Origin of the sequence: Limibacter armeniacum (genome assembly GCF_036880985.1) — a bacterium.
Classification (GTDB): Bacteria; Bacteroidota; Bacteroidia; order Cytophagales; family Flammeovirgaceae; genus Limibacter; species Limibacter armeniacum.
The window spans coordinates 245972-262671 of record NZ_JBAJNO010000004.1 but is presented as its reverse complement, the minus strand read 5'-3'; the positions used below and the strand labels follow the sequence as shown (position 1 = coordinate 262671).

Sequence of the window (16700 nt, the reverse complement as noted above, 5' to 3'; positions counted from 1 at the left end):
ACTAAGAAAATGAATGTAACATTAGGTAACGAAGAGTATTTCAAGAATATCGGTAAGATCCAATACGAAGGACCTGAGTCAAAAAATCCGCTTGCTTTCAAATACTACGATGAGAACAGAGTTGTAGCTGGAAAGACAATGAAAGAGCACTTCCGTTTTGCAGGAGCTTACTGGCACAACATGTGTGACGATGGAGGGGATCCGTTTGGAGCCGGTACTAGACTATACCCTTATGCTGATATCAAAGACCCAGTGGAAAGAGCGAAAGCTAAAATGGATTTCGCATTCGAATTCTTCACAAAACTAGGTCTTCCATATTACTGTTTCCACGATGTTGACATGGTTGATGAAGGCGCTTCAGTACTTGAGTCAGAGAAGAGACTACGTGCGATTGTTGACTATGCAAAAGAAAAGCAGGCAGCATCAGGCATGAAAGTACTGTGGGGTACTGCAAACCTGTTTACCAATCCACGTTTCATGAACGGAGCGGCAACCAACCCTGATTTCAATGTAGTGGCTTACGCAGGTGCACAGTTGAAGAATGCATTGGATGCTACAATTGAATTGGGTGGTGAAAACTACGTATTCTGGGGTGGTCGTGAAGGTTACATGAGCTTGCTGAACACAGATATGAAGCGTGAGAAGGAGCACTTGGCTCGTATACTGCATATGGCGAAAGATTATGCTCGTAAGCAAGGTTTCAAAGGTAACTTCTTTATCGAGCCTAAACCAGCAGAGCCAACTAAACACCAGTATGACTTTGATACAGAAACAGTATTGGGCTTCCTGAGACAGTATGACCTGTGGGATGACTTCTATGTAAACATTGAAGTAAACCACGCTACATTGGCAGGTCACACATTCCAGCACGAGCTGCAAGCTGCTGTTGATGCAGGTAAACTGGGTAGCATTGATGCTAACAGAGGTGACTACCAAAACGGATGGGATACAGACCAATTCCCTGTAAACCTGTATGAACTGATCGAATCAATGCTGGTAATCTTGCCAGGTGGTGGCTTCCAAGGTGGAGGTGTAAACTTTGATGCGAAAATCAGAAGAAACTCAACTGACTTGGCTGATATGTTCTATGCACACATTGGTGGTATGGATGTATTTGCTAGAGCACTGCTTTGTGCTAATAACATTCTGGAGAACTCTGAGTACAGCAGCCTGAGAAAAGAGCGTTATGCTACTTTCGATAGCGGATTAGGTAGAGACTTTGAAGAAGGTATCTTGACACTGGATCAACTGTATGAGCATGCAGTGAAAAACGGTGAGCCTGCTAGAACAAGCGGCAGACAGGAATACTATGAGAACCTGTTGAACATGTACCTGAAATAAGAATACATTTCAATGGTGAAACTGTCAGGTATCAAAGCCTGACAGTTTTACTAATTTTCACTTCTTTTATATTGCTAAGCAAATGAAATTTTTTATTGATACGGCAAACCTGAGTGAGATTCAGGCTGCTTATGATTTGGGTGTACTCGATGGAGTGACTACCAACCCTTCGCTGATGGCGAAAGAGGGAATCGCAGGTGAGGAAAATGTAATGGCTCACTACAAGGCAATCTGTGACATTGTGGATGACAAGGTAAGTGCAGAAGTAATTGCCACAGACTTTGAAGGCATGGTCCGTGAGGGAGAAGAGCTGGCTGCCATTGATCCTAAGATTGTGGTGAAAATCCCAATGACAAAGGAAGGGATTAAAGCCGTTAAGTACTTTTCTTCAAAAGGAATCCGTACCAACTGTACGTTGATCTTCTCTGTAGGACAGGCTTTGCTGGCAGCTAAAGCTGGGGCGACTTACATTTCTCCATTCTTGGGAAGACTGGATGATATTTCTGCATCAGGTGTGGGGCTGATTCAGGAAATCAAACAGGTCTTTGACAACTACGATTTCGGAACAGAAATCCTGTGTGCATCTATCCGTCACACGATGCACTTGGTAGAGTGTGCGAAACTGGGAGCCGATGTAGCAACTTGCCCATTGAGCGTAATTGTAGGGCTGAGCAATCACCCGCTGACTGATTCAGGACTGGCTAAGTTTTTGGCAGACCATGCATCTGCTAACAATGCGCCTGTAGGAGCATAAGTACCATTAAGGCGAAGCTGACTTCAAACAAACTCAACACCTGTACATCTTCATTTGCTGCATGTCTTGCCGTGTACTTTTAATTTTGGATCAATAACCCAACAAGAATTATGTCTACTGAAATGCTATCGTCTCGGATAGAGGCAGATGTAAAAGCTGCTGACAATATCAGAATTCTGTCTGCTGCAATGGTTGAAAGTGCCAAGTCCGGACATCCGGGTGGCGCCATGGGAGGAGCTGATTTTATTCATATTCTTTACAGTGAATTCCTGAAGTCTGACCCAACAGATCCGCATTGGATCAACCGTGACCGCTTTTTCCTTGATCCAGGGCATATGTCTCCAATGCTGTACAGTGTACTCTCACTGAACGGTTACTTTTCAATGGAGGAGCTGAAAAATTTCAGGCAGTGGGGTAGTCCTACACCTGGACATCCTGAGGTCGATGTAATAAGAGGTATTGAAAATACCTCTGGACCATTGGGACAAGGTCATGCCATGGCGGTAGGAGCTGCCATTGCAGAGCGTTTTCTTTGTCAGCGCTTTGGAGAATGGATGTCACATAAGGTGTATACTTATATTTCTGATGGGGGAATTCAGGAAGAAGTATCACAGGGTGCCGGCAGGATAGCAGGATTTTTAGGGTTGAGTAACCTGATCATGTTTTATGATGCCAATGAGATTCAGCTTTCCACTACAGTGGAGGAAGTGACCAGCGAAGATACGAAAGCCAAATATGAAGCTTGGGGATGGAAAGTTCTGGTGATTGATGGACATGATACGGATGCCATCAGACAGGCACTTAAAGAAGCCAATCAGGAAACGGAAAAACCAATCCTGATTATAGGCAACACAGTTATGGGGAAAGGTGCGGTGAGTGGAGATGGAGCTTCCTATGAAAAGAAAACATCCACCCATGGTCAGCCTTTAAGTAAGGCAGGAGCTTCCTTTGAAAAAACAGTGGAAGGGTTAGGCGGAGACCCTCAAAACCCTTTCGTTGTATTCCCAGAAGTGGTGGCACTTTACCTGCAGGTGAAGGATAGCAATCTTCGTTATGCGCAAAGTAAAAAGGAGCAGCAGCAAGAATGGGCTGTACAGCACCCTGAACTTGCTGAAAAGTTGGAAGACTTTTTCAGCTTGAATACAGCAACCAAGGTCGATTTCAAGACAATTGAACAAGTTGAAGGAGTAGCGACAAGAGCCGCTTCAGCAAAGGTGCTATCTGTATTTGCGCAAAAGGTGGAGAATATGATTGTTGCTTCAGCTGATTTGAGTAACTCAGATAAGACAGATGGTTTTCTGAAACATACCACTGCCTTCAAGAAAGGTGATTTCTCTGGAGCATTTTTGCACGCAGGTGTTTCAGAATTGACAATGGCTTGCTTGGCAAACGGTATGGCGCTTCATGGAGGTGTAATTCCGGTAGTAGGTACGTTCTTTGTTTTCTCTGACTATATGAAGCCAGCTTACAGGCTATCGGCACTGATGGAGTTACCTGTCAAATATGTGTGGACACACGATGCCTTTAGGGTAGGGGAAGATGGACCAACACACCAGCCTGTGGAACATGAGGCACAGATCAGGCTGATGGAAAAGCTGCAAAACCACAAAGGAGAAAACAGTATGCTGGCATTGCGCCCTGCTGATGCAGAAGAAACGACTGTTGCTTGGGAAATGGCAATCAATAATATCCATACCCCAACAGCCTTGATTCTTTCAAGACAGAATATTCCGGCATTGCCTATTGAAAAAGAGGAGGCAGCTAAGGCAAAGATGGGAGGCTATATAGTGAAGGATGTGTCCTCACCAGATGTGGTACTAGTTGGTTCAGGTTCTGAAGTTTCAACGCTTGTGGCAGCTTCGTCAATTTTGAAAGACTACAAGGCAAGAGTGGTCTCAGTTCCATCAGAAGGCTTGTTCCGCAGGCAGACTGCTGCATATCAGGAGTCAGTACTTCCAATGTCCATTCCAAGGTTTGGACTTACAGCGGGACTTCCTGTTACATTATTGGAGCTGGTAGGGACCAATGGAAAGGTAGTAGGGTTAAATCACTTTGGATACTCGGCACCTGCCGAAGTATTGGATGATAAGTTTGGTTTTACACCTGAAAAGGTAGCAAGTCAGATAAGAGAATTTTTAGGAGATAAATAAATGTGTTATAAGCTGATCTAAGTTGATTAGTAGTTATGTTAAGCATAAAGCCGGGATTATATTGATCCCGGCTTTTTTATCTTAAATCTATGCTATCGTTACTTGTTGCTTAGCCTTTTTAAGCTTCTTTCGTTTGCTGATCTGAAGCTGTTTGATCCAGATTATCACCCCTGTGATAGGTAGTGAAGTGGCAATTAGGCTTGCAATAAAGTAAAAGAACTTTGAAACCTGCCCATAAACATCACCAAGGTGAAGTGGCTTAATCAGCGAAGAGATTTTTTGACCCAGATGTTTATCCCCAAATCTTGAAACAGAGACTATTTCAGCAGTTTGAGGGTGTATTTCCAACTTGTCATAAGCCTTTGGTTTATACCATGCAGTAGGCTGTTTCATAACAGTAACCGGATGATTGGAATCGTTAGGTAGTCTCAATGAAATATTACCTTCATAGTCAAATGTCTGATTTGCTTTAGCCAACAATTGCTCCATTGAGAGTGGTTTTATATCCTCACTTAACGCAATTTCTGTTGGTTTGCCTCCTCCACGGTTAAATACTTTATCTCCCAGAACAACACTTAAAGCATCTCTATACCAGCCAAATGACCAGCACAAGCCAGTCAGTGACATAACAAGCAAAAGCCCCAATGCATAAAAGCCAAGGGTATTGTGTAGGTCGTAGTTGAGACGGTACCAGTTACCGGATGTCTTGACCTTAAACCCTTGTTTCCAGCTCTTCCAGTTTATAGGAACCCACAGGTAAAGCCCAGTTAGGCATAATACAACAAAAATCAGTGTCGCTACGCCAACGATTGGGCGTCCAATTTTGGAATCAAGTAGCAACCATCTGTGTAACCTGAACATCACTCTAAAAAAGTCACGACCTGCCTGATCTATATGTGGTAAGACTTCTCCATTATAAGGATCTACCGAAATTCTTTTTCCTCTACGTTCCCCTTCATTTGGGGCTAACGTAAAGGTATATGCTTCATTTGTCTCTGAAGGAATGGATAAACCTGTTACAGCCTTCCCTTCTTCAGATTCAATTTTTTGGATTAACTGGTCAATCGTTACTTTGCTGCTTCCATCAGTGACTGTAACGGTATGTTGGTCACCATTTATCAGATCAAGAATTTCATCCTGATAGACCATTACAGTACCTGTAAAGCAGACAATAAAAAGTATGATTCCGCTCCCTACACCTAGCCAAAGGTGTATATCAACCAAAAATTTTCTGAGTCTATTTTGTTTCATGATTAGACATTAATAGTGTCTGTGTCTTAGCTAAGATTGAAATAAAAAGTGGAGTAAATTTAAAATACTATTTAGACTAATTACTAATAGGAGGGGCTTTATTTTGGCAATACTTCAATTCAGCTTTGGCTATATGCGCTCAAAGCTTGTATAAAGTGTAACTCCATTACTTAAAAACAGGAATTCTGAAATACTGAACCAACTACAAGTGATATTTACCTATAAGACTAAAAAATGAAAATATTACCTTTTTTATAAGGTGGAAAATATTGAATTATTCGAATTAAACGTATAATTTACAATAGAATTAACACCTTGTTGCTGCAACAATTACTACATCGCAAAAAGACTTGCGGATATACCTATTGAATTGATGAACAGAATTGACTATAAGCACTTTTTAGCATTCTCATTGTGCTTTTACATGTGTGTGTTATCAACTTTTGTGTGTGCTGAAACCCAAAAACCTTGGCATTTTATCTCCTTTGATAACAACTCACCCAACAGGCCTATCAGTGCTTTTGAGGAAGACCATATGGGCTACCTCTGGATTGGAACATTCGGGAGTGGCCTTTACCGCTTCGATGGTGTTTCCTATGAGCGCCTTTCTTTTGACTGGCAGGATTCCACCTCTATCAACAGCAACTTTATCCACAATGTATTTGAGGACAAGAGTAACCGTTTGTGGGTCGGAACGGAAAAAGGATTAAACCTTTATGACAGCAGACTCAGAAAATTCGATCGGTTGAAGTTTTTTGACGGACATCCCGTTTCAAGCATTACTGAGATCGAAGACGGCAAACTGCTGGTAGGTACCCATTCTCTTGGACTGGTTTTACTGGATCCACAGTCGAGGCAGGTGGAAAAAGTCAATACACTTCCAGCGCATCTTCAGATATTTGAAATGACAGATGGGCAACATGGGCAGGTTTTTCTGGCAACGAATCTGGGACTTTTCTGCTATCATAAAGGGCAGGCTTTCAAAGTAAAAGGCAGTGATCTCCTTTCTATGCCAATGGAATCCGTTTACCTTGACAAAAGTGGAAAACTTTGGATTGGGACTACAGGTAAAGGAATGCTTTGTGCCAATATCTCAAGGGTTTCGGGTGATATTTATGAGGTAGTACATTATCCATTGACCAATGCAAGGGTGATGGATATCGCAGAGACAGAAGCGGAAGGGGTATGGTTTGCAACAGAGAACGATGGCATTTTTGTGATGGAAAACGATACCCGAACCGTCACACACCTCAAGAAGGACGGAAAAAACAAAACCTCCTTGGAGTCCAATTCAATCTGGGCTTTGCATGCCATGGATGACAGCCGTGTATGGTTGGGTTATTATGAATATGGAATTGGACTATATGCCCCAGACTATTACAAATTTGAGTCTATAGAGCAGAATGCCAGCGACCCGAATTCATTGGCGGCATCGTCTGTCAATGGGTTGGTTATGCAGCATGACAGCATACTTTGGGTCGGCATGGATGGCGGAGGTATAGATAAGTACCTGATCAGTGAAAACCGTTTTATTCATGCCAATGCACAGCACCAACAATGTTTTTCAGGCTTAACCAACAATGCTGTTCAGGGACTGATGATGGATACAAAGGGAAACCTTTGGGTTGGCTGCTGGGATGGAGGCATTTTTATGTTGCCAAAAGGAAGTAACAGGTTTGCCAATTTCAGGACCGACTCAGGAAATGGACAACTGCTTTCCAATAAGGTAATCGGTTTTGATGAAGATAAAGAAGGCAATATTTGGATAGCGACCTTCAAAGGAGGGGTACATAAGTACCATGCACAAGACAAGACAATCACACATCTGGAAGGGGAAGACTTTAAAAAATATGGTCTGGAAAATGCCGATATCAGAAAAGTGCTTGTTGATAATAAAGGTAATATCTGGATTGGTGCAACCCATGGTCTGTTCACGCTGACTGAAAAGGAAGGCAATTTCAGTATTACACCATTCAATCAGCTTGAAAAATACGGGAAACTTCACCCCGGATTCAATAATATACTCTCGCTGTTTGAGGACAAGTCAGGAAATATCTGGATTGGTACTGATGGAGCAGGACTTTACAGTTTTAATCCAGATAAAGGCAAGCTTCAGCGATTTACGAGAAATGAAGGTTTAAGGCAGGAAACGATTTGTGCGTTGACGGAAGATAGCAAAGGACGCATCTGGATTACAGGTAAGTCAGGCATTTCAGTCTGGAATCCGAGCACAGGATCGTTCAGGAATTTCTCCAAGAATGAGGGATTGCTTTCCAACAGCTTCAATTACAATGCAGTGGTGGCTACTTCCGGTTCTGACAAAATTTACTTTGGAAGTTTGAAAGGCATCAACGCATTGGATATAAGTGAGGAGCATGCTGTTGGGCAGAAAAAGGTCAAGACGTATTTGAAGAACCTGCGCATCTTCAACAAGGTAGTCTTGCCGGAGCAGAAAAATTCACCTTTGGATAAGGATATTTCGAAAGCCAAGGAAATAAGATTGTCCTATGACCAGACCACCTTTACGCTTGATTTTACGGGAATTGATTTCGGAAACCCTGAACTGATAGAGTTCGCTTATTATCTGGAAGGTCCTGAAAAACAATGGAACTATGTAGGCAATCAACGCAGTGCTACATATACTTCATTGAAAAGAGGAAACTATACCTTCCATCTGAAAGCGGCCAACAGTGAGTGGGAATGGTCAGAGGAAGTAACCTTAAAAATCGTCATTCTGCCACCTTGGTACCAAAGCAATTGGGCAATTGGCTTGTACGTCATTGCATTCCTGTTAGGGTTGGGTTTGTTATCTCAGCTGATTAAGATGAGACATAAGGAGAAAGAGGAATTGCGTTTTGAACGGATGCGATTCAGACAGCAGGAAGAACTGACCCAGAAGAAACTACAGTTCTTTACCAATATCTCGCATGAGTTCAGGACACCACTTACGCTGATCGTCAATCCATTGAAAAGCATGATGGAGCAGGAGCGTTTTTCTCCTGATGTGATGCAGAAACACAATACGATTTACAGGAATGCGCACCGTCTGAAGCGGCTGATTGATGAGTTGCTCGATTTCCGAAAGCTGAATGCCAACAATATGAAACTGAAAGCGGCTGAAACAGATGCCAAAATGATCGTATCAGAAGTGGTAGATTATTTTGCCGAAGAAGCAAGGAGCAGGAATATAGCATTGGAAGTAGTACATGATGAGCAGGATTATCGTGCCGTTTTGGATGCTTCCATGGTTGAGAAAATCTTGTTCAATTTGCTTTCCAATGCCTTTAAGTTGACAAAAGAAGGTGGAAAGATTCGGGTTCAGCTCGATACAGAACAGGTAAATAACGGCGCAAAACACCTTAAACTGTCAGTTTCGGATACTGGACCGGGAATAGCAGAAGATCAGCTGGAGCGTATTTTTGAGCGATTCTACCAATTGGAACAGCAACACTATTATGGCGGAACGGGTATTGGTTTGGAAGTGGTCAAGCACTTTGTCGAACTGCACAATGGCAAGGTAGAGGTGGAAAGTGAATTGGGTAAAGGGACAACCTTTCACCTGTATTTCCCTTTGGAATTAACCTTAAAGGACAAGCCATTTTTGGAAGAAAGTGTTTTGGAATCTGGCAAAGTGACCAAGGAAAAACAAAGTGCACAGTTACCGGATGAATGTCAGGACAATGCTCAAAAGCTACCGGTATTACTGTTGGTTGAGGACAATTACGAACTAAGGAATTACCTGAAAAGTGAACTGCAAAACAGTTATAGGCTTTATACAGCCAATAATGGAAGAGAAGGACTGGAGAAAGCTCTAAGCATTCAGCCTGACCTGATTGTGACGGATGTGATGATGCCGGAAATGGATGGTTTTGAGTTATGTGAAAAAATAAAGGCAGACATCAAGACCTGCCATATTCCATTGCTGATGCTGACAGCCAAAAGTGCACTTGACGATAAGGTAAGGGGAATCGATACCGGAGCTGATGCCTATATCAGCAAACCTTTTGACATCGGGTTGTTGCGGGCACACTTGAGACAATTGCAGACAAGCCGTCAAGTGTTGTTTGAAAAGTTTTTCGGCGGATTTGGTGCAACCAAAGAGATGGAGAACACCACCTCGTTGGACAAAGACTTTTTGCAGAAAGTGGTCAGTATTATCCATAAGCATATTAAAGATCCGGACCTGACTGTGGAAATGCTGGCAGATGAGTCAAGCTTGAGTAGAAGCCAGCTGTACAGAAAAGTGAAGGCATTGACTGGAATTTCTGCCACGGAGTTTATCCGAAGAGTCAGGTTGGAAGAAGCCCGAAAACTGATTCAGGCCGGAAATGGCAGTATCAGTGATATATGTTATATCGTAGGATTCTCTTCCCCATCTTACTTTACCAAGTGCTATAAGTCTTACTTTGGAGTTTCTCCTAAGCAGGATGTCAAAAATGATGTGGAGGCATAATTCTTTTTCCTCAGAATATGCGAATAGAATATTGAGATAAAGCGTCAACATAAACCGAACACCATTAGGTGTAATACATACAAACCTGATAAACAGAATAAGAGCCCTATTTAGGGCTCTATTTTTTTGCCCTTTTGATAGCTGAAATCGTGATTCTTTGCCCTGAATAAGGAAAAATGTTGCAAAAAAAGATACAAATGTTGCATGAATGATGATATGCGTCAAATATACAATTACATGCCACATTTGTTATATGTGTCACTCGTACGTTTATCTACCTTTAATTGATTTCAATAGAAAAAATTTGACAAAATGAAGAAGCTGGAGACGTCCAGAAGGATGAGGAGAATTATTGAAACCGTTCTGGTTTCATGCCTGATAGGATTGCTGATCGCAATTGTTCGCATCCTATAAAGCGTATAGATTTCTTTGTCAGGCACAGTTCAAGAATTTGATAAACCCAATAACAAACCACTACAATTAAAATGTAAGAAAACTACAAATTAAAATCTGCCTCCGAAATAGCAGCGCTAACTACTGAAGCTATAATCATGAACCCAAAACAATAACAACATGAAGCATGTGTATCTGAAAATGAAAAAATGGATTGCACTCCTTCCTTTACTGCTCTGCCTGAATATGGCAATGGCTCAGAGCATCAAGGTAGCGGGTACGGTTACGGACGTTAAAGGTGAGCCTATGCCTGGCGTTACCATTCTGGTAGAAGGAACAACAAACGGAACAACTACGGATATAGCTGGCAAGTATGCCATTGAGGTACCTTCATCAGGTAATCTGGTATTCAACTTTGTAGGGTATATCAGCCAGACAATCAGTGTAAAAGGGAAAAGCGCTATCAGCATCACGATGGAAGAAGACCTTGTTGAGTTGAGTGAAGTGGTGGTGGTAGGTTACGGTACCCAAAAGAAAAGTGACCTGACAGGGGCTGTGGCTTCTGTAGGTGTTGAGGAGTTAAGCAATGCTGTGACCACCAATATCGATCAGGCATTGCAAGGTAGGATTGCAGGGGTACAGGTGACGCAGAACTCGGGTCAGCCGGGTGGTGTGGCTTCCATCAGGATTCGTGGAGCCAACTCCATTACAGGTTCAAGTGAGCCTCTTTATGTCATTGATGGTATCCCATTTCAAGGTGATGCAGTATCAACGGCTGGTTTTGACTGGGCTGGTGGTGCAAACGGACAGAATCAGGTAAACCCACTTTCTACCATTAACCCGAATGATATTGTCAGCATGGAAGTGTTGAAAGATGCTTCTGCTACTGCCATTTATGGAGCAAGGGCAGCCAATGGGGTAGTACTAATCACCACGAAGAGAGGACAGGAAGGTGAAGCGAAAATCTCCTACAATGCTTACTACGGTGTGCAGGAATTGCCTCGCACAATTGAGATGATGAACCTAAAGGAATTTGCGGACTATCAGTTGACGGTAGCTCAGGACATTAACCAGATACCTGATCAACGCTACCTTGACCCAAGTCTGTTGGGAGAAGGTACCAACTGGCAGCAGGCAATATTCCGTGAAGCGGCTATGCAAAGCCATCAGGTTTCTGTAACAGGCGGTACAAAGAATACAAAGTATGCGCTGACAGGTGGCTATTTTGGTCAGGATGGTATTGTGATCGGTTCCAACTTTGAAAGGTTTACCACCAGAATTAGTCTTGACAACAACCTGAAAAAATGGCTGAAAGTAGGAGGAACTATCTCCTTTGCCAGAACTGATGAGGAAATCACGCTGAACAGTGGCGGCGATGGGGTGATCATGCAGGCCTTGCTGACTACGCCCGCGACTCCTGTAAAAGATATCAATGGTGAATATGCCGGACCGGAGCAGGTCAATACAGGTGTCAGCTATAACCCTGTGGCGGCAGCGTTGATACGTGATAATACCATGAAGAGGGAAAGGCTGTTCGGTAACTTCTATGCCGAAGCAACCTTGATGAAAGGACTGACTTTCAGAACGGAATATGGTATGGACAATAATGCATCCCTGAACAAGGCTTTCCACCCGACTTATACTTGGGGTGCTTTGGTGAACAAGGAAAACATGTTGCGCCAGCGTGAGGAAGGCAACTTCTTCTGGATCTGGAAAAATTATGTGACTTATAATACAAAAATCAATGACCACAGCCTGACAGCTATGTTAGGACAGGAAGCTCAGAAATCAGCATGGGAAGGTTCAGAGGTGACCAAAAGAAATTTTGCATCCAATGACATTCAGGTATTGAGCCAAGGCGAGCAGGACGGTACGGTAACCAACGGTTGGAAAGATGGCGCTTCACTGGCTTCATATTTCGGTAGGTTCAACTACGGCTTTAAGGACAAGTACTTGGCAACATTCACGCTTCGTGCAGATGGTTCGTCCAAGTTCGGCCCTGAAAACAAGTGGGGCTACTTCCCATCAGGCTCTATTGCTTGGAGAGTGAAGAACGAACCGTTTATGCAGTCACTGGATGCGGTGGAAGACCTGAAACTGAGACTGGGTTACGGTGAGGTTGGTAATCAGGCTATCGGTAACTACCTCTACGGTTCAGCAATGGTTACCCTGAATACGCCTTTCGGAACGGCTTACAGAATGAATAACATCGCCAACCCTTCCTTGAAATGGGAAAGCACCGTGCAATATAACTTGGGCGTTGACTTGTCACTGTTTAGTGGAAGGGCAACACTGACTGTCGACCTGTACGACAAACAGACCAAAGACATGTTGCTTCAGCTTTCTGTGCCAAGCTATTTGGGAGGAACTGGTTGGGATGATATCAGCGCACCTTATGGTAACGTAGGTTCATTGCAGAACCGAGGTATAGAGGTGGCACTTGCGACTGTCAACTACGACAAGAATGACTTTACATGGTCATCGAACTTCAATATTTCGGTCAACAGGAATGAAGTATTGGATCTGGCAGACAATAGCAAGCCTTACTTCAAGAACCTGTATTGGTATTCCGAGTTCCAGACAGCAACCATGACTAAGGTAGGACAGCCAATCGGTGTATTCTATGGTTATGTAACGGAGGGATTATTCAAAGACCGTGAGGACATTATCAACCACGCTGTGCAAGTGAAGCAGGATGGTTCCGAAACAGATGAGAAGCCGAATGGCGTCAACCTTGTCGATAAGACTTCCGGCGTTTGGGTAGGGGATGTCAAGTTTAAGGACTTGAATGGAGATGGCATTATCAATACTGATGACCAAACCATTATCGGAAATCCTAACCCTGATTTCACTTTCGGTTTCAATAACAACTTCAGGTACAAAGGATTTGACTTGTCCATATTCCTGAGCGGTGCTTATGGAGGTGATATCCTGAACTATTCAAGGGTGATGATTGAAGGGCAGACCAGCCTTTACAATAACCAGTCAGCGGAGGTGAATAACCGTGCCCGCTACCAGTACAGTGATCCTTCAGCGGCACATGATGACCAGTATGCGGTTTCTCTGGCAAACCCTGAAACAACCATTCCACGATTCACGACCAATGATGTCAACCGAAATAACAGGATGTCAGACAGGTTTATCGAGGATGGCTCTTATCTGCGTATCCAGAACGTGAAACTGGCTTACACTTTCCCTGCAGCGATGACACGCAGGTTTATGGTGCAGAAGCTGAGACTTTACAGCAGCATCCAGAACCTTTACACCTTTACCAACTACTCAGGTTACGATCCTGAAATTGGCGCATTCAATCAGAATCCGCTGATGCAGAATGTGGACATGGGTCGCTATCCGACACCAAGGGTGTACACATTGGGTATAGATGTGGAGTTTTAATCGCTGATTTTTTTTCAAACCATAAAGTGAGAATCAAAATGAAAGTAATAAGATATATATACATGCTTACGCTGATGGTGGCATTAGGAGCCTGCAGTGATGAGTTTTTGGAGGTAATTCCGCAAGACAGGCTGGTAGCGGATAACTATTTCAGAAATGAAAAGGAAATCAAGTCTGCTACAGCTTCACTCTATAACCTCGCATGGTTTGGCTACAATGATAAGCTGGCTTGGATGGGTGGAGATGTGATGTCTGGAGACCTGCACCACACCTGGGATCAGGAAGGCCAATTCTTTTTCTTTTCCTTCAATGAAGGTAATTCCCATATCTCATCAGGTTGGAACAGCTTGTTCAGGGTAGTGTCATATGCCAACTCAATTATCAATGACATGCCAAGGGCTGCTGAAGGAAATGTTGAGCAGAAAGTGATCGATGAAGGATTGGCAGAAGCAAGGTTTATCAGGGCTGCAGCCTACTATTTCCTGACGGAGTATTTTGGTGAATTGCCAATCGTAGAAAATTCTACTGAGTTGGTGACCAGCAACAATATGTTGCTGCCAAAGAATACACAATCAAGTCTCTATGAATTTATGATCAGGGATCTTGAGTTTGCAGCGGCAAATCTTCGTACCAGTGACCAACCCGGTCGTGTGACCCAATGGTCGGCAAAAGGAATGTTGGCTAAGGTCTACTTGACACGCGCGCAACACCTGAACAGTTCGACCAGCAGTCAGGACTTTGAGGAAGCCAAGAAACTGGCAGCAGATGTGATTGAGAATAGTGGACTTTCTTTGATGAACAACTACGCCAACCTTTTCCATGTGGATTACAACAACAACGAGGAAACGCTTTTTGCGCTGCAATGGATGTCCGGAAATTATGGCTTGGGTAACAGCCGTCAGGCTAATTATGCACGAAATAGTTTGATTACTGGAAATACTGAAGCTTGGGGTGGCGGTAAATCAGCATCACTCAGTTTGTTGAATGCCATCTCAAAAAATGATGCGAGAAGGGCATCAATCATAATGGAGTCAGGAAACTTCTACCCGGAGATCAATCAGGAAGAAGGTGGTTATACTTACAATATTGTGACCTATGATGATGGTGGGCAGCAGATTGAAAGTGCGGCTCCATTACTGAATAATATCAAGAAATATGTGGTCGGCAGTGCACAGGATTTTCCAGGTAAGGTTTCAACCAATCAGGCGGTAGAACTGAACACGTATATGCTAAGGTTGGCAGATGTTTACCTGGTCTATGCGGAAGCGGTTCTGGGAGCTAGTGCTTCCACTTCTGATACAAAGGCGCTTCAGTATTTCAATGCGATCAGGGACAGGGCTTCATTGCCTAGCCTGAGTACCCTGACATTTGAAGATATTTTCAATGAAAGGAGAGTGGAGTTCGCTTTTGAAGGCATCAACTGGTTTGATGTGAAAAGGCTTTACTACCGTAATGCTTCCGCTGCCTTGAATTACTTGAACGCCCAGAAGAGGGGCATGATATACCAGCGAATTCAGGGCGATAACGTTCCGGATGAGAATTCAGTGGATGGCTATGTATTGGAACAGAATACAGCTGAGGTACTGGTTACAGAGGGAGACATGTTCTTGCCAATCCCATCATCGGAGGTATTGAACAACGCTTTGTTGGCTCCCGGAGCAGAAGCCGTAGCGTATGAGTTTGATTAAGCTGAACACTAAACAACCGATTGACATGAGATACTTGAAATATATCGTAACCCTTTTTATCCCAATCATACTGGGGATTAGCTTGACTTCCTGTCAGGAAGATGATTTGGTGAACAATGGCAAACCTGTGATCTATTACATCAGGGTTACGGATCCTGCTGAAGCCGATGTTGCGTTGGACAGTGCCTATATGGGTAACCTGATTGCGATAGTGGGGGACAACCTTGGTGATGTTCGTGAGATTTGGTTCAACGACCAGTCAGCTATTCTGAATCCTGCATTTATTAGCGATCAGAGCATTCTGGTGACAACGCCGAATACACCACCGGCAGAAGTGACTGACGAGTTGACCTTGAAATTTGGGAATGGAGGTGAATTGACACATAGTTTTAGCATTTCCATTTCAGCTCCTAGAGTAGATGTGTTGAAGAATGAATATGCACCTGTAGGAACGCCACTTACAATTAAGGGAGATTTCTTTTTTGACCCTTTGGTCGTCACTTTTGAGGGTGGTGTGGAAGCAGAAGTGGTATCGCTCGCTCAAAGTGAATTGACCGTTATCGTTCCAGAAGGAGCAGCGCCAGGTGCAGTTACTGTGGAGACCAATTTTGGCACAGCTACCAGTAGCCAGATGTACTATGATACACGCAATGTCTTTGCAGATTTTGAGGATGAGCCAAGTGGCTGGTGGCATGGACACTTGTTCATTGTAGATCAGGATCCGGATGTTGATCCAATTTCTGGAAGGTTTATCAGGGTAAATCAGGAATATGCAGGTTGGTTTGAGATGTTGGTTGCTCCAGCGAACAGCAGTTTGGCAACAGGAAACATTCCGGCAGATGCAATTCAAAACCCTCAAAAATATAACCTGAAGTTTGAGCTGAATACGGTGACGCCTTGGGCTGACCAAACAGTCCTGAAGTTCTTTATAGGCAATGAGATAGAGCCAGATCGTCACAGTCAAAACTATGCGTGGGCAAGTGGAGCCATTGACACAAAAGGAAAATGGGAGACCATGTCGATTCCTTTCGAATATATCATGGCGAACAGTGCAGCCAATCCAAATACAAATGAGGGGAAATATGCTGTTTCATTCTTCTTTAATGAAGGGGTATCCCAAACGCTCAACTTTGCTGTAGATAACTTTAGGGTCACACCAAAATAGATAGTTAATACAGTTGGATTAAATAAGTAAGGTAATAGTAATTGAATAATTGATGTAAAAGTCTCTGAGGTATTGCTTCAGGGACTTTTTGTTTGCAGACAAAGAAATA

8 protein-coding genes are annotated in these 16700 nt (G+C 43.3%); 7 read left to right on the top strand and 1 reads right to left on the bottom strand.

The annotated features are described in order from the left end of the window. The first annotated feature begins 9 nt into the window (after positions 1–9). The 3 genes from xylA to V6R21_RS04595 all read left to right on the top strand — a co-directional run bounded on the left by xylA (position 10) and on the right by V6R21_RS04595 (position 4245). Positions 10–1341 (top strand): xylose isomerase, encoded by a 1332-nt coding sequence (gene xylA, locus V6R21_RS04605; RefSeq protein ID WP_334241326.1) that lies wholly within the window; start codon positions 10–12, stop codon positions 1339–1341. Between the two features lie 82 nt (positions 1342–1423). Further along, entirely contained in the window at positions 1424–2095 is a 672-nt protein-coding gene (gene fsa / locus V6R21_RS04600; RefSeq protein ID WP_334241324.1) for a fructose-6-phosphate aldolase, read from the top strand. A gap of 110 nt (positions 2096–2205) precedes the next feature. Beyond that, a complete protein-coding gene (locus V6R21_RS04595; RefSeq protein WP_334241321.1) occupies positions 2206–4245 on the top strand; it encodes a transketolase family protein in 2040 nt (679 codons plus the stop codon). A gap of 87 nt (positions 4246–4332) precedes the next feature. Here V6R21_RS04595 and V6R21_RS04590 read toward each other — a convergent pair whose 3' ends face one another. Next, complete coding sequence (locus tag V6R21_RS04590) at positions 4333–5496, bottom strand: PepSY-associated TM helix domain-containing protein (RefSeq protein WP_334241320.1); 1164 nt, start codon at positions 5494–5496, stop codon at positions 4333–4335. Positions 5497–5869: 373 nt separating this feature from the next. Between V6R21_RS04590 and V6R21_RS04585 the strand changes: the two genes are divergently transcribed. The 4 genes from V6R21_RS04585 to V6R21_RS04570 all read left to right on the top strand — a co-directional run bounded on the left by V6R21_RS04585 (position 5870) and on the right by V6R21_RS04570 (position 16591). Continuing rightward, entirely contained in the window at positions 5870–9949 is a 4080-nt protein-coding gene (locus V6R21_RS04585; RefSeq protein WP_334241318.1) for a two-component regulator propeller domain-containing protein, read from the top strand. A 573-nt stretch (positions 9950–10522) separates the two neighbouring features. Then, on the top strand, positions 10523–13738 hold the full coding sequence (locus tag V6R21_RS04580; RefSeq protein ID WP_334241316.1) for a SusC/RagA family TonB-linked outer membrane protein: 3216 nt from the start codon (positions 10523–10525) through the stop codon (positions 13736–13738). 38 nt (positions 13739–13776) lie between these two features. Further along, positions 13777–15426 carry a RagB/SusD family nutrient uptake outer membrane protein gene (locus tag V6R21_RS04575; protein WP_334241314.1) on the top strand — a complete coding sequence of 550 codons (1650 nt, stop codon included), beginning with the start codon at positions 13777–13779 and terminating at the stop codon, positions 15424–15426. Between the two features lie 25 nt (positions 15427–15451). Further along, entirely contained in the window at positions 15452–16591 is a 1140-nt protein-coding gene (locus V6R21_RS04570; RefSeq protein ID WP_334241312.1) for a glycan-binding surface protein, read from the top strand. Positions 16592–16700 lie beyond the last annotated feature (109 nt).